At 63.3% G+C, this 24,578-nt stretch carries 19 protein-coding genes and 1 pseudogene; 5 read left to right on the top strand and 15 right to left on the bottom strand.

Annotated elements, in window-relative coordinates; translation table 11 throughout:
* Window positions 1-9: 9 nt before the first annotated feature.
* Window positions 10-1,020 carry a DUF4351 domain-containing protein gene (locus GJ699_RS00910; RefSeq protein ID WP_195763426.1) on the bottom strand — a complete coding sequence of 337 codons (1,011 nt, stop codon included), beginning with the start codon at window positions 1,018-1,020 and terminating at the stop codon, window positions 10-12.
* Between GJ699_RS00910 and GJ699_RS00905 the strand changes: the two genes are divergently transcribed.
* Window positions 1,019-2,857, top strand: a complete 1,839-nt coding sequence (locus tag GJ699_RS00905) for a glycoside hydrolase family 2 protein (protein ID WP_154372203.1) — start codon at window positions 1,019-1,021, stop codon at window positions 2,855-2,857. The two genes, GJ699_RS00910 and GJ699_RS00905, sit on opposite strands and share 2 nt — an antisense overlap.
* 1 nt (window position 2,858) lies before the next feature.
* Here GJ699_RS00905 and GJ699_RS00900 read toward each other — a convergent pair whose 3' ends face one another.
* Window positions 2,859-3,809, bottom strand: coding sequence for an MBL fold metallo-hydrolase (locus tag GJ699_RS00900; protein ID WP_154372201.1), 951 nt, complete (start codon window positions 3,807-3,809; stop codon window positions 2,859-2,861).
* Between the two features lie 205 nt (window positions 3,810-4,014).
* Between GJ699_RS00900 and GJ699_RS00895 the strand changes: the two genes are divergently transcribed.
* Window positions 4,015-5,442, top strand: a complete 1,428-nt coding sequence (locus tag GJ699_RS00895; RefSeq protein ID WP_154372199.1) for an MFS transporter — start codon at window positions 4,015-4,017, stop codon at window positions 5,440-5,442.
* A gap of 64 nt (window positions 5,443-5,506) precedes the next feature.
* On the opposite strand, the gene GJ699_RS00890 is transcribed toward GJ699_RS00895, so the two are convergent.
* From GJ699_RS00890 to GJ699_RS00845, 10 genes are all read right to left on the bottom strand, one after another.
* A complete protein-coding gene (locus GJ699_RS00890; protein WP_154372197.1) occupies window positions 5,507-6,445 on the bottom strand; it encodes a LysR family transcriptional regulator in 939 nt (312 codons plus the stop codon).
* A 12-nt stretch (window positions 6,446-6,457) separates the two neighbouring features.
* The gene (locus tag GJ699_RS00885) at window positions 6,458-7,420 is read right to left on the bottom strand and encodes a PDR/VanB family oxidoreductase (RefSeq protein WP_154372195.1); all 963 of its coding nucleotides are present in this window, start codon (window positions 7,418-7,420) and stop codon (window positions 6,458-6,460) included.
* On the bottom strand, window positions 7,417-8,475 hold the full coding sequence (locus GJ699_RS00880; RefSeq protein WP_154372193.1) for an aromatic ring-hydroxylating dioxygenase subunit alpha: 1,059 nt from the start codon (window positions 8,473-8,475) through the stop codon (window positions 7,417-7,419). The genes GJ699_RS00885 and GJ699_RS00880 overlap by 4 nt, the downstream gene beginning before the upstream one ends.
* Before the next feature lie 13 nt (window positions 8,476-8,488).
* A complete protein-coding gene (locus GJ699_RS00875) occupies window positions 8,489-9,796 on the bottom strand; it encodes an aminomethyltransferase family protein (protein WP_154372191.1) in 1,308 nt (435 codons plus the stop codon).
* Window positions 9,797-9,805: 9 nt separating this feature from the next.
* Complete coding sequence (locus GJ699_RS00870; RefSeq protein ID WP_154372189.1) at window positions 9,806-11,026, bottom strand: MFS transporter; 1,221 nt, start codon at window positions 11,024-11,026, stop codon at window positions 9,806-9,808.
* 15 nt (window positions 11,027-11,041) lie between these two features.
* Window positions 11,042-12,640 carry a DUF1302 domain-containing protein gene (locus GJ699_RS00865; protein ID WP_229261879.1) on the bottom strand — a complete coding sequence of 533 codons (1,599 nt, stop codon included), beginning with the start codon at window positions 12,638-12,640 and terminating at the stop codon, window positions 11,042-11,044.
* 33 nt (window positions 12,641-12,673) lie between these two features.
* The gene (locus GJ699_RS00860) at window positions 12,674-14,038 is read right to left on the bottom strand and encodes a DUF1329 domain-containing protein (RefSeq protein WP_154372188.1); all 1,365 of its coding nucleotides are present in this window, start codon (window positions 14,036-14,038) and stop codon (window positions 12,674-12,676) included.
* Between the two features lie 111 nt (window positions 14,039-14,149).
* A complete protein-coding gene (locus GJ699_RS00855) occupies window positions 14,150-15,505 on the bottom strand; it encodes an aminomethyltransferase family protein (RefSeq protein WP_154372186.1) in 1,356 nt (451 codons plus the stop codon).
* 20 nt (window positions 15,506-15,525) lie between these two features.
* Complete coding sequence (gene purU / locus GJ699_RS00850; protein WP_154372184.1) at window positions 15,526-16,434, bottom strand: formyltetrahydrofolate deformylase; 909 nt, start codon at window positions 16,432-16,434, stop codon at window positions 15,526-15,528.
* A gap of 21 nt (window positions 16,435-16,455) precedes the next feature.
* The gene (locus GJ699_RS00845; RefSeq protein ID WP_154372182.1) at window positions 16,456-17,400 is read right to left on the bottom strand and encodes a methylenetetrahydrofolate reductase; all 945 of its coding nucleotides are present in this window, start codon (window positions 17,398-17,400) and stop codon (window positions 16,456-16,458) included.
* Between the two features lie 247 nt (window positions 17,401-17,647).
* On the opposite strand from GJ699_RS00845, the gene folD reads away from it, so the two are divergent.
* Both folD and GJ699_RS00835 read left to right on the top strand, forming a co-directional pair.
* Window positions 17,648-18,514: a bifunctional methylenetetrahydrofolate dehydrogenase/methenyltetrahydrofolate cyclohydrolase FolD gene (gene folD, locus GJ699_RS00840; RefSeq protein WP_154372180.1), complete on the top strand. Its 867-nt coding sequence runs from the start codon at window positions 17,648-17,650 to the stop codon at window positions 18,512-18,514.
* A pseudogene (locus tag GJ699_RS00835) lies at window positions 18,511-19,701 on the top strand (chorismate-binding protein); the annotation flags it as partial. The gene folD and the pseudogene GJ699_RS00835, both read left to right, overlap by 4 nt.
* On the opposite strand, the gene GJ699_RS00830 reads toward GJ699_RS00835, so the two are convergent.
* From GJ699_RS00830 to GJ699_RS00820, 3 genes are all read right to left on the bottom strand, one after another.
* Entirely contained in the window at window positions 19,602-20,057 is a 456-nt protein-coding gene (locus GJ699_RS00830) for a dihydroneopterin aldolase (RefSeq protein WP_267877702.1), read from the bottom strand. The pseudogene GJ699_RS00835 and the gene GJ699_RS00830 overlap by 100 nt on opposite strands.
* Before the next feature lie 107 nt (window positions 20,058-20,164).
* On the bottom strand, window positions 20,165-21,124 hold the full coding sequence (locus tag GJ699_RS00825) for a LysR family transcriptional regulator (RefSeq protein ID WP_195763425.1): 960 nt from the start codon (window positions 21,122-21,124) through the stop codon (window positions 20,165-20,167).
* A 70-nt stretch (window positions 21,125-21,194) separates the two neighbouring features.
* On the bottom strand, window positions 21,195-22,934 hold the full coding sequence (locus GJ699_RS00820; protein WP_154372173.1) for an acyl-CoA dehydrogenase family protein: 1,740 nt from the start codon (window positions 22,932-22,934) through the stop codon (window positions 21,195-21,197).
* 158 nt (window positions 22,935-23,092) lie between these two features.
* On the opposite strand from GJ699_RS00820, the gene GJ699_RS00815 reads away from it, so the two are divergent.
* The gene (locus GJ699_RS00815) at window positions 23,093-24,577 is read left to right on the top strand and encodes a glycosyl hydrolase family 28 protein (RefSeq protein WP_154372171.1); all 1,485 of its coding nucleotides are present in this window, start codon (window positions 23,093-23,095) and stop codon (window positions 24,575-24,577) included.
* The last annotated feature ends 1 nt before the right edge of the window (window position 24,578 follow it).

Raw genomic sequence — 24,578 nt, 5'->3', positions numbered from 1 at the left:
CAAGCAGACTCAGCCCATCGCTGCTGGGCGCTTGGCAAATACCTGCCGCAACGACTCTGCCTCTGGCAGTGCATCGCTCCATGCTTCCAACTGACGCAGACTCGCTTTCGCCAGTCTGGATTTGGCCGTATCCGGCAACGGCCCGAAGCGTCGTATAAGCAACCGCTCCAGCAGAGCCGATGCGCCCTCTTGGCGACCTTGCGCCAGCCCCTGCTCCAGCCCTTTTTTAATGCCATCATCAAGAAACATTTGCTCTAATGGATTGAGAAGTTTCATCTCATACTCCTTATCCAGTTCAAGAACGGCCTGCCAATAGCGCCGCTGATGCTGCTCGGGCAAGACCATCATCCAATTGATCACCTGGAACATCGCAAGTATGCGCTCTTTGCGCCAGCCATGTCGGTACATTTGCTTCGTGCATTGCCACTTGGCGGCGTACAGCACATCGGGATCGTGACGCGCCTGCTGCGTGCGCAGATGCGCCAGCGTGAGCCAGGCAAACGGATTGTGCGAAGCCAGCAATTCCTCGCTATTGGCCGCATAGTCCAACAACTTGACGACGCCAAAGTCGATCCCCATCACGGTCCTTGGCGCCCGGCTATGAAACGAACATGGCCGCCAGTTGACATCTTCATCGGCAAGCACTACCAGGCTCGAGACCGGCCGTTCATGCTCCTTGAAAATGCGGTAGTTATAGTCCAGCACCCGGCGTCCCAGCGTGGCGTCGCGTTGTGCCTGTACTTCGATGTGGATCAGCAGCCATTGCGTGCCGCCATCGCGCCAGCAGACTTCGACCAGCTTGTCTGCGACCATGCTGTCGGTGGCGCTGCCGAAGCTGAGTCCGGCAAGTTCCTTGTCACGAAAACGCGGCCGCTTGCGCCAGTCGATTTCAGGGCCGACGTCGGCAAAGAATGACGCTGCATCAATCATCCTGATGACTATATGAGGTTGAACGATTTCCCTATTAAGCGGGAACACTAAAATGTGAGGACGTTTTTTACGCCTATCCAACTTCATCATGCGAAAACTTCTTTGCGCTATCTGCGCGCTGCTGTGCCTTGCGCTGAATGCCGGTGCGGCCGATCTGCGCCCGCCGCTGCTGCTGACCGGCAGCATTTACCGCGACAGCCAGGACTTGTCCGGCGCCTGGACCTATTCCAAAGACCTGTACCGCACCGGCCTCACCGACATCAACGGCTGGGTCGCTAAATCACGCATGCAGCGCTACCGCGACATCGACGTCACGGCCGAGGAAGCCAAGGGCGGCGTGGGCTTCTACGAATTTGACATGGATCGTGGCCCGCAGATGAATATTCCCGGCGCCTGGAACGCGGCGCAGCCGGAACTGCGCTACTACGATGGCCTGATCTGGTTCCAGCGCAAATTCAGCGCGCGGCCGCTGCGTGGCCAGCGCGCCTTCCTGCGCTTCGAAGCGGCCAACTACCGCGCCTACGTCTACCTGAACGGCAAGGAGATCGGCCGTCACGAAGGCGGCTTCACGCCATTCGTGCTGGAAGTGACCGAAGCGCTGCGCGGCGGCGAGAACCGGCTGACGATGGGCGTCGATTCAACGCACGATGCCCAGACCATCCCTACCCCGATCACCGACTGGGATCTGTACGGCGGCATCACGCGCCCGGTACGGCTGGTCTACACGCCCGCCACCTTCATCGACGACGCTTACCTGCATCTGAACCCCGACGGCAGCATCGCCGGCACGGTACAGCTGAACGGGCCACAGGCGGCGGGACAGCAAGTCTCGGTGAAGATCGGCGACCTGGCCGACATCAGCGTGAAGACCGATGCCCAGGGCGGCGCCACCATCACGCTGCCACCGCCGCGTGGCCTGCAACGCTGGTCGCCGGAGCACCCTGCCCTGTACGACATAAGTTTCAGCACCGCCGGCGATACGCTGCGCGACCGCATCGGCTTCCGCACCATCGCCGTAAAGGGCAGCCGCATCCTGCTGAACGGACAACCGATCTTCCTGCGCGGCGTGTCGATGCACGAGGAAGAATTCGGCCCCAATCCCGCCCGTAACATGACCGAGCCGGCGGCACGCGCGCTGCTATCTGAAATCAAGCAGCAGCTGCACGGTAACTACGTGCGTCTGTCACACTACCCGCATTCCGAGACCACGCTGCGCCTGGCCGATGAAATGGGTCTGCTGGTATGGAGCGAAATCCCGGTCTACTGGACCGTGGATTGGGACAACCCGGCGGTACTACGCAAAGCACTGACGATGCAGGCCGAAACCATCTACCGTGACCGCAATCGCGCGGCGGTGATCCTGTGGAGTGTGGGGAACGAGACGCCGGTGTCGGAACCGCGCACGCGCTTTCACGCCGCCATGGCGGCCAATGTTCGCGCGCTCGATCCTACGCGTCTGATCAGCGCCGCGCTGCTGGTCGAACGCCACAAGGCCAATGGCGAAGACGTCACCGTCATCAAGGATCCGCTGCTGGAGCATCTGGACGTGCTGGCGGTGAATACCTACACCGGCTGGTATGGTGACGACAAACTGGCCGACCTGCCGGCCATGAAATGGCAGGTGCCGGCCGACCGGCCGCTGATCCTGTCCGAATTCGGCGCCGACGCGTTGGCCGGCTATCACGACGCCAGTATGAAGAAGTTCAGCGAAGAATATCAGGCCGAGTACTACCGCAACACGCTGACCATGGCCAGCCGCATCCCCACGCTAGCCGGCATGTCGCCGTGGGTGCTGAAGGACTTCCGCTCGCCAAGGCGGGAGCATCCCGTGTTTCAGAACGGCTGGAACCGCAAGGGTTTGCTGTCTGAAACCGGCGCGCGCAAGCAGGCGTTTGACGTGCTGGCCGACTTCTATCTGCACCACTGATTCAATTGCGGTCCAGATCGCGCGCCACATGCACCGGACCTTGGTAGATAAGCTGAATACCCCGGCTATAGCCACTCAGGTCGGTCTCGTCGTCCATGCCCGGCGAAAGGTGAGTCAGCACCACCTGCCGCACACCGGCGCTGGCAGCCAGCTTGCCCACTTCGGCCGGGGTCAGATGATCTTCCTCCATGTGACGAAGCATCGAGGACAGCATGGCCGGCGGATAGTTGGGCAGCCCCTTCAGCAACCGGCCTACCGCATCCAGATCGATCACTTCGCTGATCAGTACATCCGCGCCCTTGGCCAACTGCTCGACATTTTTCGACGGCCCGGTATCGCCGGTGTAGACATAGCTGCGGTCCGGCGCCTCGATCCTGAACGAGTACGAACGCGAGAAACGCGCTTCCGCGCTCTGTGGGTCGAAATGGTAATGGGTGTTGGTGACGGCCAGCACGCGGATCTGCTCATCCTTGTAGATTTCAGTCGGCGTGTCCATATCGGACGCCAGATCGCGCGCCTGAACGGTGGCCGCCAGCTCCGGCCGACGCGGACCGCCGATCGGCGCCAATTCGACCGGATGAAAGGCCGCGCTCAATCCCGCCCACATCTCCCGCGTGCCTGGCGGTCCAACCAGCGGCAAAGGCTGCACGTGGTTGAAGATCCAGCGGCTGGCCAACAACTGCCCCAGATCGGCATTGTGATCGATATGGTGGTGCGAAATGAAGATGGCCCGCACGCGGGGCAGCGCCAGCCCGGCCGCCAGCAGCTGCCGCTCGGTGCCGGCGCCGGTGTCGAACAGGTAGACGTCCCGCCCCACCACCACCGCATTCGCCGGCTCCGAACGTTTGCCGCGCATGACCGGACCACCGCCGGTGCCCAGCGTGACGAATTCCGACGCAACCGATGACAAGCTGCTGGCTGCGAGCAGCAATGCAAAGATCATTCTCTTCATCTTCAACTCCTTCGCTAAGGGCTGACAGTATGCGGCGAATCGGCGCGCCGGCACAGGAACGCTTATGTTGCATGAATGTCGCACAATCCGCGCCTACGCCGGCCGGCATTGTTGAGGCGCCTGCAACATAGTTTGTAGCCCGTTACAGCGCGCGCCGCAGAGCGCATATTGGGGACAGCTCTCTCACTTAAATCAAAGGACTGTCATGAATCACTCCCCGCCGGCGGCGGCCAACGCGCGACCGCTACTGATCGCCCTTATTGTGGCCATCGCCTTTTTCATGGAAACGCTGGATTCCACCATCATCGTCACCGCGCTGCCCCACATGGCGCGCAGCTTCGACATCGACGTCGCCCGCCTCAGTATTGGCGTCACCGCCTACCTGATGGCGGCCGCGGTATGCGTCACAGCCTCCGGCTGGCTGGCCGACCGCATCGGCTCGCGCACGCTGTTCTGCGGCGCCATCGGTGTATTCACCATCGCCTCCGTCATCTGCGGCATGGCGCAGGATTTTTCCGCCTTCATCGCCGGCCGCGTGCTGCAAGGCGTGGCCGCCGCCATGATGAGCCCTGTCGGCCGGCTGGTGGTGCTGCGCACCTCGCAAAAGAAAGACCTGGGACGGGCGCTGTCGGCGCTGATCTGGCCCGGCCTGGCGGCGCCGGTGATCGGACCTCCGCTGGGCGGCTTCATCACCGACATGGCCAACTGGCGCTGGATCTTCTACGTCAACGTGCCGGTCGGCTTGATCGGCATGGCGCTGGTAATGGCCTACGTCCCCAACGAAAAACAGGCACCACGACCGTTCGACCGCAAAGGCTTCCTGCTGATGGCGGTGGCGCTGGGCGCCCTCACCTATGGGCTGGACCTGCTCGGCATGCGCCAGCAGCAGGCGCTGTACTGGGGCGCCGGGCTGGTGGTGCTGGCCAGCGTGCTGGGCGTGATGGTACACCGCCATCTGAGCAGCGCGCAGCATCCGCTGGTCAATCCCGCCATCTTCAAGGTGCGCTCCTTCTTCATCAGCAGCGTGACCGGCGGCGTGATTTCGCGCGCCGCGATCAGCGCCACACCCTTCCTGCTGCCGTTGATGTTCCAGCTGGCCTACGGCATGACGCCGCTGCAATCGGGCAGCCTGCTGCTGGCCTACATGCTGGCCAATCTGCTGATGAAAACCGTGACCACGCCGATCCTGGCGGCGGTCGGCATCCGCAATGCGCTCATCTGGAGCAGCATCGTTTCCGGCCTAGGGATCGCGCTATGCGGCTTCGTGTCGCCGGCGGCCGACCTGGCGCTGAACATTGTGATTCTGGCTTTCGCCGGCGCCGGCCGCTCGATGCAGCTGACCGCCATCACCATGGTCAATTTTGCCGACATTCCGCCACCGCAGCGCCAGCCGGCATCGGTACTGTCCTCGCTAACGCAGCAAATTGGCATGGGTGCCGGCGTGGCGGTGGGTGCGCTGCTGCTGACCGTCGGTCAGACCACACGCGGCGCGCCAGCCCTGGCACTGCCTGACTTCCAGCTAGCGCTGGTGCTGGCCGGTGTAATCAGCGCTTCGGCGGCGTGGTTCTATGCCGGGCTGGCGCGCGACGTCGGTGATGAAATCAGCGGTCGCGCACAAGGTCCGGCGCGCTGATAAAAAAGCGGCTACCTGAATAACCAGGCAGCCGCAAACGCCAACGGCGACAAAAACCGCAGGATCAACCAGCAAGCAAGGCCGCCGGCACGCGCGGCAAACCATCCAGCACCGAATGGGCCTGATACCAATGCGACATGAACTCCAGGAAGCACTGAATCTTGCGGATGCGATGCGCGCCCGGCGCGTAAACCGCATACAGCGGACGGTCCGGCACAGCGTACGCTGGCAGCAGCACCTCCAGTTCCCCGGTTTGCAGCTCGCGACGAATCGCGCGCATCGGCAGCACGGCAATCCCCATGCCGCGCACGGCGGCCTTGCTCAGCACCAGAAAGGTATTCGACGTGAACACCACCTGCTCCGGCTTGATGCGCAACTGCTCTTCCTCAAAGTTGAAATGCCAGATCGGTTCATTGGCATGCATCAGGCATTTGTGCTCCAGCAGATCGCGCGGCTCCACTGGCCGTCTGGCACCGGCCAGATAGCCGGGCGCCGCGCACACCACGAACTGCATGGTGGCCATCTTCTTCACCATCACCGAGGAATCGCGCAGATAGTTGGTCTGGAAGGCGATTTCAAAGCCGCTGCCAAGAAATTCGTGGGTACGGTCCGACACGCCGCCCAGATCCAGCTTGACCTTGATCAGCGGATGATCGGCGGCGAAGCTGGCGATGGCGTCGCCCAGATCCAGGCTGCCGATCCACTTCGGCGCGATGATGTTCAACTGTCCTTCCGGACGTTCGGTCATCCGTTTCAGGCTGTCTTCCTCCAGCGCCAGCTCGTTGAGAATACGGCGGCAGAATTCGTAATGTCCGATGCCGGCTTCGGTCAACGTCACCGCACGCGTGGTGCGGTTCAACAGCCGCGTGCCAACCTGCAGTTCCAGGTCGGCGATATGGCGCGATACCAGCGCCCGCGACAAGCTCAGGTTGCGGGCAGCCGCCGAAAAGCTTTCGGAGTCCACCACCTGCACAAAACTTTTCATCACAGTCAGTCGGTCCATGCTATCCCTCCCTTAAAGATCGAGCACCAGCAAGGCCGACCTGGCGCGCGAGCAGCACGGCGTGAAACAGTCGTTGCGCGCTTGCTCGGCGGGCGTCAGGAACAGGTCGCGGTGATCGGGTTCGCCCTCTAACACCTTGGTCAGGCAGGTGCCACAAATGCCCTGCTCGCAGGAGACCGGCACCTCGACACCGGCATCCAGCAACGCCTGCAATACGGTGCGTTGCGGCGGCACCGCGATCACGCGGCCGCTGCTGGCCAGCTTGACCTGGAAGCTGGCGCCATCCACAGGGGCGGATGGCGCGGCCGCAAAGAACTCGTAATGCAGCCGCGCTTCCGGCCAGTCAGCCGCGCGCGCGGTCGCCAGCACCGCATCCATGAAGCCCTTGGGACCACACACATACAGATGCGTGCCGGCCGGCGCGCCGCGCAACAGGCGTTCGATGTCCAGCCGCTGCGATGGTGCCTCGTCATCGAAATGGAATTGCACGCGCGCCGCGAAGTCGGATTTGGCGATGCGTTCGCGGAAGGCGGCACGTTCGCGCGAGCGGGCGCAGTAATTCATCTCGAATGCGGCACCGAGCGTCGACAATCGTTCGGCCATGCACAGAATTGGTGTCACGCCGATGCCGCCGGCCAGCAACAGGCTATGCGGCGCCCCCTGCGCGAGCTCGAAGTGATTCTTCGGCGCGCTGATCTCCAGCAGGCCGCCGGCCCGTACCCGCTCGTGCATGGCCTGCGAACCGCCGCGCGACGCTGCCTCCTTCAGCACCGCGATCTGATAGCGGTGCGTGCGCTGCGGATCGCTGCACAAGGAGTACTGGCGTGTCAGGCCGTCCTCCAGTCGCACATCGATATGCGAACCGGCGGTGAACGGCGGCAGCGTGGCGCCGTCCAGCGCCGCCAGTTCGAAGCTGACGATGTCGCGCGCCTCATCGCGCCTGGCGACCACGCGCACCGAAAAAAAGGCCGTCATGCGACCGCCGTGGCTTGTTCGTCGGCGATCATGGTGTCCAGCAGCCGCAGCGCCATGGTCGGCGCGTGGTCGATTTTCAGGCCGGTGAACTGGCGCTTGCCGCAGCGTTCCTGCTCGATCTGAATTGCGCTGGCCACCTGGTTGTCTTCCACATAGGTCTTTTCCAACCCGGCGCGCAGTTGCTGCTCGTAGGCCGTATCGTCCAGCCGATGGTTACGCAGGTGCAGCCAGAAGAAGTGGGTGTGGCGCTCGTCTTCCGGCGTCAGGAACTTGTAGCTGAGGGTGCGCAGGCCGAGGTTCTTGTTGTCCTCTGTTTTATCCAGACCGGTCGGCATCGAACACACTTCTACGAACGACACCCCCGGCAATTCGAACGAAAACGACACCATCCGATCCACCAGCCCATCTCCAAAATCACGCGACTGCTTGTCGAACGGCGATGGTGGCGTGCGCTCCATCCAGCGGAAGGCGCTGATCGAGCGTTCGTTGCGCTCCACCTGCACCGGCACGTCCTTGGCGGCCGGATTGCCGATGGTCTGCTTGTGCAGATAGGTGGTGTGGGCCGGGTCCATCAGGTTCTCGATTTCGATGCGGTAGTTGGCGGCGTGGTGCTGGTAGCCATCCTGCAGCAGCGCCCATCCAGGCTCGCCATGCTGCGGGATCGACGGCAGGCGGCTTTCGTCCGGCTCAGCGTCGCCCATCCACACCCACACCAGGCCCAGACGCTCGCGCACCGGGTAGCTTTTCACCTTGGCGGTGGTGGGAATAAAATCCTGGCCCGGCACGTTGATGCAGGCGCCAGAAGCATTGAACAGCAGGCCGTGATAGCCGCAGCGCAGGCCGCCGTCGATGCATTCGCCCATCGACAGCGGCGCCAGGCGGTGCGGGCACTGATCTTTCAGCGCGCCGATGCCGCCCTCTTTGGTCGGGAACAGCGCCAGTCGCTCACCGAGAATGGTGCGCGCCAGCGGCCGGGTATCGATCTCGCGCCGCCACGCGGCGGCGTACCAGTTATTGCGGATGAACGCCTGTTTGTAGTCGGCGATTTCAGTCATGAATAAGTCTCCTTTAAAGTTGTATGTCGCGATTGCGGCCCAGGTCCAGGTACGGGAAGCGCGCCACACGCGCGCGCACCTGCTTGATGCGACCACCAAAGTCGCCCCAATGCACCGTGACCTGGTTGCCGATCTGCGCCTGGTCGATGTCGATTGAGCACAGCGAAATCATTTGCCGGTAGTGGTAGCTGTAGACCGTGCCGGATGAAATGCCGACCGGCTTGCCGTTGATGGTGACGTGGTCGGCGTGGGCGTGACTGCGGCGGTGCGCCGGCGATGCCGGCAAGTCGATGTATTTGTATTCCTCGCCGGGCCGGAACAGCGAGGCGTAGATGTCGGTCACATCCTCGGCCGACCATTCCAGCGTGACCACGGTACGCCGTGGCGCGGCGGCCTCGCGTTCCAGTGCGGCGCGACCGAGGAAGTCGTGATCGAACTGGATCGAGCGCTGCCAGCCCACTTCGAACGGCGTGCGGAAACGCGCGCGCCGGTCGGCCGGGTCGACACTGCCACAGAACAGCGGCTCACCAAACCAGTAATGCGGATGCGCGCGGGTGAATTCGCGATAGCCGGCGTGGTCGTACAGCGACGAGCTGAAAGTCCAGAACAGCTGCGGGAAGCCGCCCTCCACGTGATTGACCGGAAAGGTCTGCCAGCCCAGGCGTTCAATACCGAACGGCCGGCCCGCCTCCACCACCGCGTCGAACACCGCCGGCCCATCGGCGGACGGCCCATGCAGCTCGTAGGCCAGCGTGCCGGCCATGCCGACCCGCATAATCTCGACCGGCACGCCGTTGATGGCGGTCTGGCGATAGCGCAGGAAACCGACATCGCGCAGGCTTTCGCCGGTGGCCGCTTCCAGCGCTTGCAACGATGTCGGCCCAGCCACCTGAAACAGATAGTTGTCCTGCACCTGCTGCGTCACATCGTATTTGCCCATGCTATGCATGTACAGCGACCACGGACCGCTGACGTACAGGCGAAACTGGTCCGGCGCCAACCGTTGCAGCACACCATGCGCCGTGATCAGTCCCTGCTCGTCGCAGGCTATCGCGTGCTTGCAGGCGCCAACCTGAAAGCGGCTGAAATTGTTGATGAACACACTGGCGAGAAAAGCTTCCGCCTGCGGCCCCTGGTACAGCACCTGACCGGGGCCGGACAGGCCGCCGTGGATGTAGCAGGAGCGCTTCCACGACAGGCTTTCCGCCTTCCAGCCGTTGTACTCCCACTGCCGCACGGCGCCGCCGCCGACAAAATGCAGCGCGTATTCCGGATAATAGGGAATCGCAGGCGGCTGTTTGAATGGTGTTGGAACAGGCATGCGATCTCCTTAATGCGCGCCGGCGCGCAGTGCGTTGCCGGTGCTGGCCGCCAGTGCCAGCAGCACCGCTCCGGCCAGTACCGCCAGCGGCGCCATGATAAAGATCAGCTGATTGGCGGTGGTCCCCTGCCCCATCATGTAGCCGGCGATGACCGGTCCCAGGATGGAGCCGATGCGGCCGGCCGCCACCGCGCTGCCAACGCCGGTGCTGCAATTGGCGGCCGGGTAGATCTGCGGGCTAATGCCGTACAGCGCGCACTGCGCGCCCAGCATCCAGAAGCCCACCAGACCCGCCAGCGACACCACCGCGCCGATCGTGGCGGCACTGCTGAACAACCACAGGCTAATCGCCATGGCGGCATAGGTGGCCAGCATCACCGGCCGCACGCCCCAGCGGTCGCAGGACGATGACAGGATCAGCGCACCGGCAATGCCGCCGACATTAATCGCCAGCAGGCTCTGATATCCCACCGCCGCCGGCAAGCCCTTGTCCACCACCAGCGTCGGCACCCAGCCAGCCACCGTCGAGAAGATGGCCAGCGTGAAGATGAACAGCACCCATAGCAGCAACGTCGGCAGCGCGCGCCGCTCGCCAAACAACGACTCGCGCCATGAAGCCGCCGCTGTACGTGCCGCCGTCAGCCCAAGCTGCTCGGCGCCAGGTTCGGCCAACCAGCGCAGCAGCGCAGGAATAATCACCACCGTCAGCACGCCGCCCAGCACAAACAATCCCTGCCAGCCGTAGCGCGCGATCAGCGCGTGGCCGACCATCGACGCCACCACGCCGCCAGCCGGCATCCCGCAGATCATCGCCGCCACCTTGGTGGTGGCGCGCTCGCCGCGCGAGGCCGATGCGGCGATGGCGATCAGATTGGGCATCACGCCGCCCATCGCCAATCCGGCCAGAATGCGCAGCGTCACCAACCAGCGGAAGTCGGTGGCCAGCGCGGTGGCCACCGTCATCATGCCCAGTGCCAGCAGCGAGACGATCAGCACCTGCTTGCGACCGATGCGGTCGGCCAGCCGGCCGCCATAGGCAGCGCCCAACGCCAGCCCGATCAAGCTGGCGCTGAAGGCAAAGCCCAGCTGACGGGGATCGAGCTGCATGGCAGCGCGCAGCGCCGGCCCGGCGATCGCCATGGCCTGCAAGTCATAGCCATCCAGTACTGCGACGGCAAAGCACAGCCACAGCGTCAGCCGGGGGCGGTCGATAGTCGATATCGTAGTCATGCGGATCTCCCGGCGTTAAAACGAGGTTTGTACGCTGAAGCGCACATGGTCGCGGTCCAGCATCGGCTGGCTGGTGGCTTTGCCGAGGTAATTGACCCACGACAGATTGGCCTTCCACTTGTTGCGATAGTCGGCCGTGAGCCCCAGTACAAAGTCGCCGCCATGATCCGGACTGCCGGCAAACGGGAACGCGATATCGATCATCGACTTGCCCTTGAAAGCCCAGCCCAGATTGGCGGACGGGCTCAGGTCCATACCCGGCAGCACCTGATAGTAGGTCGGCGTGAAGATCACGCGCATGCCGACGCTGTTGCGATTCAGCGTGGTATCCACCTTGTCGGCATTGCGTTCGATCGACATCACGTGATTGGCCGCGACTTCGCCCACGATAGCAGCGCCGTCCCACAGCGGCGAACCACCCAGTATCAGCGTCGACGACAGGTTCAGATGCGCGGTGCGCCCGGTCGGATACAGCGGGTTATCCTGCAGATCGGTATCGGTGGCGCCAAACGGCAGCACCAACGCGCCGGATTTGGCCAGCAGCGGTTGGCCGTAGCGCACCGACACCTCGCCACTGACGTTGGCGTCCCCCACCAGCCGGCCGAAGCTGGCGCCCAGCAGCCGCACGTTGTTCGGATACACCAGCCAGTAACGGCTTTGCGAAGGCTGGGTAAACACCTTGGGCGCGGTGTCCTTGTAACGCAGCGCATACAAACCGAAATCGGCCGCCAGTTCATCGCTGTGGGTGGTCAGCGCGATGCCGAAGTTATGCCGGCTCTCCGGTCCCTTGATCTCGCCGGCATACGCCATGCGCAGCGGGCCGGCCAACAGCAGCTCGCTGCCTGCGCCCAGAAAGTCGACCGTGCTGTAATAGCTGCCGGCCGGCGCCAGGCGGGTCGGCTTGAACTTGGTCTGCACATAAGCTTCGATGCTGGTGCTGCCAGTCAGCTGCAGCGCCGCCGACACCTGCGGCACCGGCATCAGCGTCTCCTTGGACTGCGCGCCCGGGATATTCAGCTTGTACACATCCACCGGCGCCATGCCGTTGGCGATGCCATTCCCGCCGAAGAACAGGCTATTGCCCCAGATGAGGGTGTGCTGGCCGACGCGGTAAGTCAGCTCGTGGCTGGCCAGGTCGGTGTGGCCGAACGCAAACCAGTCCAGCATTTCGGCCTTCTTGCCGGCCATGGTGGCGGTACCGTCGGTGAATTCGTTGTACGCCACGCGGCTGTTATTGGAACGGGCCGGCGTGTTGTTGGCATTGGCGCGCTGATAAACGGCGTCGTACCAGGCGGCGGCGCTGAGACGAATGCCATAGCCATCCTGTTGCGCATCGAATTCGGACAACAGGTCCAACCGGTTCGAGACCAGGCCACGATTGAAATTGCGGCTGCCATCGTCGGTATTGATGGTGGCCGCGCCATCCACCAGCACCGACGACGGCGCATCAAGACGCTCGGCCGCGCTGTACTTGATGGTGTTATCCCAGCGGATTTTCCAGTCGCCGCCGGGATTCAGGTCGGCCGCCGTTGCCGCCGTCGCGGCCAGACCACCGATCAATAACATCGCGGCCGTCTTGTGCGGCGCTCGCTGATGTGAGTTCTGCTTTTGCATATGTCGTCTCCATTTTTATTATGAGGCGGTGGCTTAGCGCACGCCGCTGCTGGCCAGTGAGGCTGGGGTGAACTTCAGCATCGACTTCTCGTCGGCGTCGCTGTACTTGATGCCGCCCGGCGTTTCATTCATCGAGAAGGTATAAGCCCACATGCCTGACTGGAGATCGAACCAGGCGTACGGCAGCGTGGTGGCCAGTGGTTGGTCCGGGACGGCGATGGTGTATGCCTGGCCGGTCTTCCACAGCTTGCCCTTGGCGTCCCAGGTGTCCGACAACACGGCCTGCCAGGTATCCTCGTCCAGATACAGCCGGCGGCGCGCCGACACATTGCGCTTGCCGGCTTTGAGCGTGGCTTCCACCACCCACACGCGGTGCAGCTCCCAGCGCACGGAGGATGGATTCAGCGTGCCCTTGCCCACCACATCGTTCAGTGGCTTCAGCATCAGCGCGTTATCGTTATAGGGCACGTACATTTCGCGCTTGCCGACGATCTTGATGTCGTAGCGGTCCATCGAGCCGATGAACAGATTGACATCGTCGAAGTTGACCACGCCGTTGGCGCTGGGATCCGGCGTGTCATACGCCAGCGATGGCGCCATGCGCACGCGGCGCTGGCCCGGCAGCAGCTGCCATGCCTCTTTCGGCCGTTTCAGGCTGTCCTGATACTCGACCGCCAGCAGCAATTGTCCGGCGGCGGACGGTGGCTCTATGGTATCGAGCCGCGCGCGCGCCCATTCCTCGGTCACACCGGCCGCCTGGTGCGTCACGTAATACGGATAGATTAGCGACACCGCCTGGCGCGAGCCGAGGATACGCTCGGCGCCGGGCGGCATGATGTATTTATCGGCCACGTACGACACCTGCTGGCCGCGATACGACAGCATATGGTTCCACAACGCCTCGTAGCCGCTCTTCGGAATCGGGAACGGAATGCCGCCCGCAGCCCCCTCCAGCGACAAACCGCCGTTGACTGCCTTGGCATTGACGGCATTCTTCGCGATCGCCTCGTAGATCTGCTGCGGGAATACAGCGCTGCGGCGAGTCGGATAGACCTCGACCCGGAACTCCGGGTACTTGGCCAGCAAGGCGCGGGTGCCGTCGCTGAGTTTATCGGTGTATTCCGCCATGTTGGCGGCAGTGATGGTCTGCAGCTTCTTGTCGGCGGCGTAAGGGTCCGGCCGCTTGGTGCCGTTTTGCGAAGCGCCGGCCGGCGCTTTGCCATCCCAGGCGGGAATGGTGCCGTCCTTGTTGCCGGCACGTTCAGCGCCAACTGGCGTCAGCGTGGTTTTCAGCGTCGCGGCCTCCTCGGCGGTGACAGCGGCGCGTGCGGCGGGCAGCGCGCCGACGACGGAGCTAAACAGCAAGGCGTGCCACAGCACACAGTGATTGCGTTTCATGGTGTCTCCTGATTATTTTGATTTTGGGTGACAGGCTGGAACCGGTGGGTCGCGGCGCGCCCGACGCGCCCACCGGGGGGACTGGCCTGTCAGCAGTCCCCGGTAAAACCATCAGTTATTGTTGCGGTACGTGGTGCGGGCGATCTCGCTATACGGCGACGGCTGCACCGTGGCGCGCAGCTTGGGGAAGCCCAGATCGGCATTCGGATCGGTGCCCGGTCCAGGATGCTCGCCCCAGCTGACCGTTACTTCCGTGCCCGGCTTGGCGAATTTGTCGCTGACCACCGCCAGCGACAGGATCGTCTTGGCCGGGTCGATGAACGCCGTGTAGAAAGTCATGCCGGCCAACTCGGCGCCGGCTTCGACGCGGAAGCGCGCGTACGACAGCAGGAAGCCGGTGTCGTCACCAAACACCTTGCGCACGTCGTCCGGATTGAACACCAGCGTGACCTTGGTGCGCAGTTGCTGTTCGCGTGCGCGCTCCAGCGCCTCGCGGCCGATGAAGTCGTGATTGAAGGCGATCGACTTGCCATAGCCCAGTTCAAACGGCGACAGGTAGTAGTCCTCAATGTTGTCCGAGTAGTAGCTGCCGTGGATGCCGCGCATGCCTTCGAACGAGAACAGGCTGATGAAACGGCGATAATCCTCCAGCTCCGGCGCGGTGTAGATGGCCGGCGTCGGCGTTGGAATCCAGCCGCTCTCGATACCGTTGGTGAAATATGCCTTGCCACCGATATGCAGCATGCCGGAAGGCTCGCCGGCCTTAAACAGCGCGTCCTTGACGAACTGGCCGTCTTCCCAGTTGCCGATGAATTCATAGCCCGGCGTGCCGGCCATGCCGTGACGGAAAGCGCGGAAGCTGCGGCCGCCCAGCGACACTTCGGTGGAGTGGAAGAATTTGGTCTTCGGCAGTGGGCCGCCGAAGCAGCGCTCCACCACTTCCAGCGCGCGCGCACCCTGCACCTGGAAGCGGAACAGTTTCGGGTCGCCGCCCTTGCGGGTGCCGGAATCCGGATCAATCTCGAACTCCACGTCATACTTGCCTTTCAGGCCGTGGTAGCGCACCCAGTTTTGCGAAGCCGGCACGCCGCTCAGCACATACTTGTTGGCGTGGTCGCGCATCAGGATGCCGTCGGTGATCAGCAGCCCTTGGGCGGTGACCGGAATGAACTGCTTGGCCTGGCCATCAACGAAGTTCTGGTAATCGTTGGCGCTGACATCCATCAGCAGGCGCTGCGCGTCCGGGCCTTCGATGAACAGGTCGGACATGTGGTGCGACAGATCGGAAAACGCCGCACCATCGCCGTAGGCCGCCTGCTCCAGGCGCCAGCCGGCATATTCCGGCTGCACCACCGGCACCGCGTGCAGCTTGTTATTCGGCTTCCACAGCAGTTTCATCGGGCCGCCGGCCTGCTGCATCGCTTCTTCCAGATTCGGTGCGGATTGTTGTTTGTTTTCGATTTTCATTGCGTCTCCGTGGGTTGGGATTATTTAAGTACGACAGTCTTGTTACCGTTTCTGAACACGCGGCGCTCCGCGTGCCATTTGATGGCGCGGTTCAGCACCACCGATTCCAGCTCGCTGCCGGTGACCGTCAGGTCTTCCGGCGAATAGGTGTGGTCGACGCGCTCGACGCCCTGCTCGATGATCGGTCCTTCATCCAGGTCGGTGGTGACGTAGTGCGCGGTGGCGCCGATCGATTTGACGCCGCGCTCAAACGCCTGGTGGTACGCCTTGGCGCCCTTGAAACCAGGCAGGAAGGAATGGTGGATATTGATGGCGTTGCCGTCGAAGTGGCGGCAGGCGTCGTCGCTGAGAATTTGCATGTAGCGCGCCAGCACCAGCAGTTCGGCCTCGGTGCGCGCGAACACTTCCTTGATGCGCTCCTCTTGCTCGCGCTTGCGGCCCTCGATCACCGGCAGGTAGTAATACGGCACGCCATGCCACTCGACCAGGCTGCGCATATCCTGGTGATTGGACACCACGCCCACCACATGTATCGGTAGCGTGCCGGTGCTCCAGCGGTGAAGGATGCTGTTCAGGCAGTGACCATGGCGCGACACCGCCAGCAGCACGCGGCATTTGCGCCGCTGTGCATGGAATTGCCAGCGCATTTTGAACGGCGTGCCAACCTGCTCGGCAAACAGCTTGTCCAGTTCTTCGATCGGCAGCGATTGCGGTTCGACCGAATGGAACACCGCGCGCACGAACGAGCTGCCGCTATGGCTGTCGTCGTGGTGGTGCGCTTCGCTGACTGAATAGCGATGCGATGCCAGAAAGCCGGTAACGGCGGCCACCACGCCGATGGTGTCCGGACAGGACAGGGTCAGCACAATATGCTCCGCCTGCGCGGCAATGCTGGCGGCCGCGGTTTCGGACTGGTTAAAAGACGTCATGTTCATACTCCAATGTTTGATTTAACGACGCACTTCGATGGCGCCGTCCGGCTGCAGATCAAATTCTTCATTGCGCACGGCGCGTATCCAGTTGGCGGTGGCGATGGTGCCGCCGAACGCAAATACGTGTGGCTGCACGATGCGCGCCGCCGTCTCGCCGGCGCCCAAACGTACCAGCGCTGGTACGATTTCCTCCGGCGTCGCGCCCTGACGCGCCACGTTGGAAAAAGCTTTCATGTTTTTGGAGGCCGCCGTCAGCGAAGCGCCGACACCGCACTGAATCGCAAACCGCAGCAGCTTGGCCACCGAAGTCGGGCCAGCGATGCCGACGTGCACCGGCAGGTCGATGCCATGCTGCTCGAACTGGGCGGCCCAGTCGTGCACACCCTGCGGATCGAAGCCGAACTGCGTGGCGACATGCACCGCGATGCCGGTGCGGTCGGCAAACGCCTGCTTGTGGCGCAAGGCTTGCCACAAGTCTGCCTTGACGACATGCGGGTGGCCTTCCGGATGACCGGCTACGCCGAGCGCGCGCAGGCCGCAATCATCGAGCACGCCCGAGGCCAGCAACTCCAGCGTATTGGCGTAGGGTCCCAATGCCGCATCGCGGTCGCCCGCCACCAGCAGTGCCTGCGTAATGCCGGCGTCGCTGAGCATGCGCAGGCCGTTGCGTACCGCCGCTTCGGACGGCAAGCGACGCGCTACCAGATGCGGCGAAGCTAAAAATCCAGCCGCCTGTACTTTCAGCGAAACGCGCAGCACATCGTCGAACTGCGCCTTGGGTGTATGTGCGACGTACACGGTGGTACCGCGCGGGAGGGTGTCTGCCAGTTGGGGAAGCGTGGATTCATCGTGGGTGGTCACCTCGGTCGAGGCACGCCGCATGAAGGCGGCGATGCGCTCCTTCAGCCGCGTATCGACAGCATGCGGCGGGACCGGGAGCGCTTCGCTTGATACTACATTCATTGTGATCTCCTGGTTATTGTGGCCCCACTCTATTGCAGCCCACAGCCGCCGAAAAATCGATTGCAGGGATGCGCGAATTCGCCATCCATAAGCAACGCTGATAGTTCATCTGTTTTCCCTCTGGGGCGGCGCTGCGCCGCTGGTTTGCGGCCGCGTCTCACTCCTATGTTGCAGAAGTGCGAACAATCGGCGCGTCGTTCCTTCACTACAATCGGTCGCCTGAATTTCACACTCTCGAAAGAACGATATGACGGCACAGCTGATCGATGGACTGAAACTCGCCCACAGCCTGCGGGCGGCGATGCGCGAGCGCGCGCGGCAACTGGAGGAGGATGGCGTCAAGCCAGGACTGGCGGTGGTGCTGGTGGGCGCGGACCCGGCGTCCGCTGTTTATGTGCGCAACAAGCTGCGTGCCTGCTCCGAATGCGGCATCGCATCACGCCAGCATCTGCTGCCGGCGGAGACCAGCGAGGCGCAGGTGTTGCAGTTGATCGCGCAGCTGAATGAGGACGATTCGGTGCACGGCATTCTGGTGCAGCTGCCGCTGCCGCCGCATATCGATGTGCGGCGCGTCATTGAATCGATCGCGGTCGACAAGGATGTCGATGGCTTCCATCTGTATAACGTCGGTGCGCTGGTGATCGGGCAGTCGGTGTTCCCGCCTTGCACGCCGTATGGTGTGCAACTGCTGCTGGACACCACTGGCATCGACGTCGCCGGCAAGAACGCGGTGGTGGTCGGTGCCAGCAATATCGTCGGCAAGCCAATGGCGCTAATGCTGCTGCAGCGCGAAGCCACGGTCAGCATCTGCCACGCGCGCACCCGTGATCTGGCGCAGTACACGATTCTGGCGGATATCCTGATTGTCGCCGCCGGCAAGCCTGGCTTGATTACCGGTCCGATGGTCAAGCGCGGCGCGGTGGTGATCGATGTCGGCATCAACCGGCTGGCGGATGGGCGCATTGTCGGCGATGTGGATTTCGACAGCGTGCGCGAACGCGCGGCCTGGCTTACGCCGGTGCCGGGTGGCGTCGGTCCGATGACGGTGACCATGCTGATGGAGAACACGCTGCGCTCGGCACATCGCGCCGCAATGCAGCACGCGCCGGCATGAGCGGCGACGCCGTATTTGCGCTGCTGGACGATGCAGACCCGGCGCGCCGCTCGCGCCTCTATCTCGACCATGCTGGCACGCTGGCCTGCCTCGCCATCAATGAATGGCCAGCGCTGTTGGCGGCGCTGGACGCGGCACTGCAACAAGGTCTGTATGCGGTGCCGGTTTGCGCTTACGAGTTGGGAGGCCAACTGCTGGAGATCCCCGCCACGGCGCGCGCCACCAGCGAACCGCTGGCGCAGATACTGTTGTTCCGCAGCGTACAGATGTTGGATGGCGCCGAGGTTGACGCCTGGCTGGCGGCCCGCGCGTCGGCGGGGACACATGCCGCTGTGGCGGGACTCCGTGCCACACCGGCGGGCATCGTCGCCGTGCAGCCGAGCGTCGACCAGGCGGCTTTTACGCGCTCTGTTGAGCGCATCCTGGCCTATATCGCCGCCGGCGATGTCTATCAGGTCAACTACACCTTGCGTCTGCATGTAGACGTTTTCGGCCCCGCGCCGGCGCTGTACGCGCTGCTGCGCGCGCGCCAGCCAGTGCCCTACGGCGCCTTGATCGCGCTGCCGGACGGCCGTTGCGTGCTGTCGCTGTCACCGGAGCTGTTCATCCGCCACCGCGCCGGCAAGCTGCAAGCGCGCCCGATGAAAGGTACTGCGACCGCCGGCGATGACGATGCAACGAACGCGCAGCACGCGCGGCGACTGGCTGCCGATCCCAAGAACCGCGCTGAAAACCTGATGATTGTGGACTTGCTGCGCAATGACCTGGGACGCATTGCCCGCACCGGCAGCGTGCGGGTGCCGGCGCTGTTCGACATCCAGCGCTACGGCAAGGTGCTGCAAATGACGTCGACCGTGGAAGCCGAACTGGCACCACACGCCACGCTGGGCGACATCTTCCAAGCGCTCTATCCCTGCGGCTCCATCACCGGCGCCCCCAAGCGGCGCGCCATGGAGATCATCCGCGAACTGGAGCCGGACGCGCGCGGCATCTACACCGGCGCCGTGGGCTGGATCGATCCCGGCGGCGACTTCTGCCTGTCGGTGCCGATCCGCACGCTGGTGCTGCCGCCCGGCGACGGGCCGCGTCAGGGCAGATTCGGCGTCGGTGCCGGCATCGTCCACGACAGCGATCCAGCACTCGAAGTCGCCGAATGCCAGCTCAAAGCATCCTTCCTCACCGGCCTGGTAAAGCCGTCATAGCATTCCGCGCGGCGCGTAATCGCAATCTCCACCGCCTGCGCGCCCGCCACGATCCCCACCTTGCCGACACGGACCGACACCCAGCGCGCGCCATAGCCCAGCACTTCCTGCGCCACCTGCTCGGCCAGCGTCTCGACCAGATTGAAATGCCGGCTAAGCGCAAGCGTGCGCACCGCCTCGGTCACCGCCATATAGCAAATCGTATCCTCCAGCGCGTCGCTGACATGGCTGCCCTGTTCCGGCAAGCCCACCTCCAGCGACAGGCAGATAGTCTGCGTGCGGTCTTTTTCGTGCGGATAAACGCCTACCCGCGCCGGCATGCGCAGCTTCTCGATTATCATGCGGTCGTCGTTCATGCTTCCTCATCGTCTGACTGTCTTCACCGGCATTGTCGGCCAGATCGGCGCGGCCAAGCGACGACAACTCTATGTTGCAGGCAGCTCGACAATCAGCGCAACGGATCGAAGCCGCCGCCCGCATGGTAGGCGTTGCACTCTTCGATAATCAGATTGCGCAACCAGATGTGCGCCGGGTCAGCCTCAAAGGAACGGTGCCACAATATACTCAGCTGACTTGGCGGCATCAGCCCTTCCGGCAGATCCAGGATGCGCAAGCGCGGCGACGCCTTCAGGAACTGCGCCAGGAACTCCAGCGTCACCGCCACAAACGGCGCGCCCTTGGTGACCAGGAACGGCAGCTCCAGTACATTCTCGGTCACCGCACGCACATCCAGCTGCACGCCGAAACTCTCCTGCATGATTTCCTCCAGCCGCGACGAACGCCGCGACTGCCGAACGATGACGAATTGCTGCTGCAGGAAGCGCTCCTCACTCATCTTCTCGGTCACGGCCGGGTGGTCGGCCGACAGAATACACACATAACGCAGGTCGCAAATAAAGCGGCTGTCGATCGATTCCGGCAAGGCAGGATATGACAGCGTTTCCGGTGGATCCAGCGCCAGCATCAGATCGACGTCGGCCTGCAGCAGGCTGGCCAGATCGGCGCCGGAGGGCCGCTCAATCTCGATGCGGATGTTCGGCGCGGCGTGCTGCAAGCGGCGCAGAATGCCGGGCATCAGCCATGGCGACACGTGGTCGGGGCACAGCACGGTAAAGGTGCGGCGCTCCGTGGCCGGATCAAAGGAACGCTCGGTGCCCATCAACGCCTGGGCGCTGAGCAGCATTTGCCGCACCGGCTCGCGCAGTTCACGGGCGCGTGGCGTCAGCTCCATCTGCCGGCCGACGCGCACCAGCAGCGGGTTGTCGAACTGTTCGCGCAGCTTGGCCAGCGAGGCGCTCATGGCCGGCTGCGATACGAACAAACGCGCCGCCGCGCGCGTTACGCTTTTTTCGCGCAACAGCGCATCCAGCGCCAACAACAAGTTGAGGTCGAATTTATTAAGCCGCATAGTCTCCGTCTGGGTATAGTTATCATCGCAGCAAACCCAGATAGTAACAGGGCCGGAGCCGGAACGCTCACTATCCCAGACAGGCACGCACCACCGCCAGCGCCTCCTGTGTCTCGGCAAACACATACGTGAAGTAGTGCTGCGCGCTGGCGCGCTGCTCGGCGTGGAATGCGGGGTCCTGTTCATGCAAGCGGATCGAGACGCGCGCGCTGCGCAGCCACATCCAGCCGATCAGACAGTGTCCCAGCAGCTTGACGATGTCGCCGGCGATCCAATGCGGCAGTTCCGGCCGCGCGCGCGCCGCGCCATGCAGCGCATCCGCCACGGCAGCCAGTTCCCGCGTCAGCGACAACAGCAAGCAGCTATGCCCCGCCAGCGGGCCGTCGGCCTCGTCCTGCGCCGTGTGGCGGACTTCATCCAGCAGCATCGGCAGCGTGCGGCCCTGGTCCGCCAGGATTTTGCGCAGCACCAGATCAATCGCCTGAATCTCGTTGGTGCCCTCGTAAATCATGGTGACGCGCACATCGCGCAGGTACTGCTCGATGCCGGTTTCGGTGATGACGCCATAGCCGCCGTACACTTGCAGCGCGTTACTGGCGCCGTCGAACGCCTTCTGCGTCAGGAAGGCTTTGACCACCGGTGTTACCAGCGCCAGCAACTGCTCCAGCTGCTGGCGGCGCGCCGCATCGGCGCTGGCATGCGCCAAGTCGAGCAGCAGGCCACTCCAGTACAACAGCATCCGGCCACCCTGCACATAGCAGCGCTGAGTCGCCAGCAACCGCTGTACCGGAGGATGCAGCGCAATCGGGTCGGCCGCCGCCGACTGCCGCTCCGGCGGCCGGCACACCGCCTTCATCTGCAGGCGTTCTTGCGCATAGCGTTCGGCGTTCTGCCAGGCTGCTTCCGCGATCCCGATACCCTGCGCACCCGCCAGCATGCGGGCGGCATTCATCATGACGAACATGGCGGCCAGTCCGCGATGCGGCTCCCCTACCAGCCAACCGGTGGCGCCGTCGAAGTCCAGCGAGCAGGTGGCGCTACCGCGTATGCCCAGTTTGTGTTCGATGCCGGTGCAAACGATGCGATTACGCGCGCCGTCCGGGCCAATTTTCGGCACCAGAAACAGCGAGATCCCTTTGCTGCCTTCCGGCGCGCCGGGGATGCGGGCCAGCACCAGATGGATGATGTTATCGGTGAGGTCATGCTCGCCGCCAGAGATGAAGATTTTGCTGCCGCTGATGCGGTATGCCTGCTCGCCATCCGGCTCGGCGCGGGTGCGCAGCAGGCCAACGTCGCTGCCGGCCTGCGGTTCGGTCAGACACATGGTGGCCAGCCATTCGCCACTCACCAGCTTGGGCAGATACGCCTGCTTCAGCGCCTCGCTGCCGTGCGCGCGCAGGCAGGTGTAGGCGCCGTGCAGCAGGCCGGGGTACATAGTCCATGCGTGATTGGCGCTGACCATCATCTCCTCCAGCGCGCAGTTCAGCACTTGCGGCAGTCCCTGCCCGCCATCGTCCGGATCGCAGGACAGCGAGGCCCAACCGGCTTCATGGAACTGGCGATAGGCGTCGGCGTAACCGTCCGGCGTGGTGACGACGCCGTTCTCGAAGCGGCATCCCTGTTTGTCGCCGGACGCGTTCAGCGGGAACAGCACCTCGCTGGTGAAGCGCCCCGCTTCTTCCAATACTTGCTGCACCAGTTCCGCATCGAGGTCCGCAAAGCCGGCTTCCTGCCGCAGGCGCGCGGTGGCCGACAGCACGTCGTTCAACACGTACCGCATGTGTTTGACGGGAGGATGATAGGAAAACATATTATGTCAGGCAAACTGATATTAACCGCATACTAGATCAAACAATACGGCCGCACAAGCAAAATCTCGGCGCCTGGAACTGGCGTAGTTTTTTCTTGACACACGCGATCCGGGCTTGCTATGTTATCGATAACCAAATTAATTAATAAGAGGAAGACGTGTTGAAATTCCTGCTGTTCGCGGCCGCCGCGCTTAGCGCCGCATCACCGGCGCTGGCCGCTCAAATCCAGACCTACGACTATCCGCGCCCGGTGCGCTACAGCCCTGGCGACACGGTACGCGACACCCATCGCAATCCTGAATATGTGGTGCGGGTACGCGCGCCATCGGGCGTCTGGCAGGATCTTTACGAGCACCGGGTGGAGGTAGACTGGAACAATCCGCAAAGCGCCGCGCTGGTGCGCTTCGACTTTGAAGGCAAGGTGGAACTGGCGATTCAGCGCAGCTATGCCGGCTTCTCCAAGGTCGCGGTGCGTCCCGCCAGCCTTGGCATCCAGCCGCGCATCGAGGATGACACGGTGTACCTCACGCTGGACAAGCCGGCCAATCTGTCGGTCGAATTTGACGGCGACAAGCACCACAACCTGCACGTCTTCGCCGGTGCCATCGACAACAGCGCCAAGCCGCAAGGTCCGGGCGTGATCGTGTTCGGTCCGGGCGTGCACAAGCCGCCCAAGGGCGAAAAGGTATTCCGCTTTGCCTCCGGCCAGACGGTGCTGATCGATGGTGCGGCGGTGCTGGATGCCGGCATCTCGCTGGACCATGTGCACGACGTCACCATCAAAGGCCACGGCCTGATCGAACGCCCTACTGGCGACGTCCCCATGACCAACACCGCCACCCATGACAACACGCCGGAAGCACACGTTGATGGCACCGCAGCCATCGGCATCCGCAACTCGCGCAACATCCGCATTGAAGGGCTGACCATCATCAATCCTCCCGGCGTGACGCTGGGCTGCATGCAATCCAGTGGCGTCAGCATCGTCGATCTCAAAAGCTTCAGCGCCCGGCCTTGGGCGGATGGTATCGACATCTACTCCTGCCGGGATGTGGAGATCGACCGCGTGTTCCTGCGCGTGGCGGATGACTGCTTCGCGCTGTACAACCATCGCTGGGATCTGTACGGCGATATACGCCGGGTGCGCGTCACCAATTCCACCTGCTGGGCGGACGTGGCACACGCCATGTACATGGGATTGTTCGGCAATCCGGACCGGCCGGAGGTGACCGAAGACGTCACCTTCAAGAACATCGATGTCCTTGAAATCAACGAGACGCAGCCACGCTTTCAGGGCGTGATGGCGATTAACGCGAACAACGCCACCGTGGTCCGCAACATCCTGTTCGAGGATATCCGGGTCGACCATATGATCGAAGGGAAGCTGTTCAACTTTGCGGTGATCGGCGACGACCGCTTCAGCCTCAGTCCCGGCGGCGGCATCGCCAATCTCACGCTGCGCAACATCAGCTTCACCGGCAAGGGCGTGTACGGGCCGTCCGTGATCCAGGGCTATGACCAGGCGCGCGGCGTGCGTGGCGTCACGCTGGAGAATGTGCGTATCGGCCAGCGCAAGCTCACCGCGCCGGACGCGGAGCTGCTGCAAGTCGGCCCGCATGCCACCGACATCCGCTTTAAATGAA

It is taken from the genome of Duganella guangzhouensis (assembly GCF_009674535.1).
In the GTDB taxonomy this organism is placed as follows: Bacteria; Pseudomonadota; Gammaproteobacteria; order Burkholderiales; family Burkholderiaceae_D; genus Rugamonas; species Rugamonas guangzhouensis.
The sequence above is the reverse complement of the archived record's forward strand: the minus strand, read 5'-3'. Positions and strand labels throughout refer to the sequence as shown.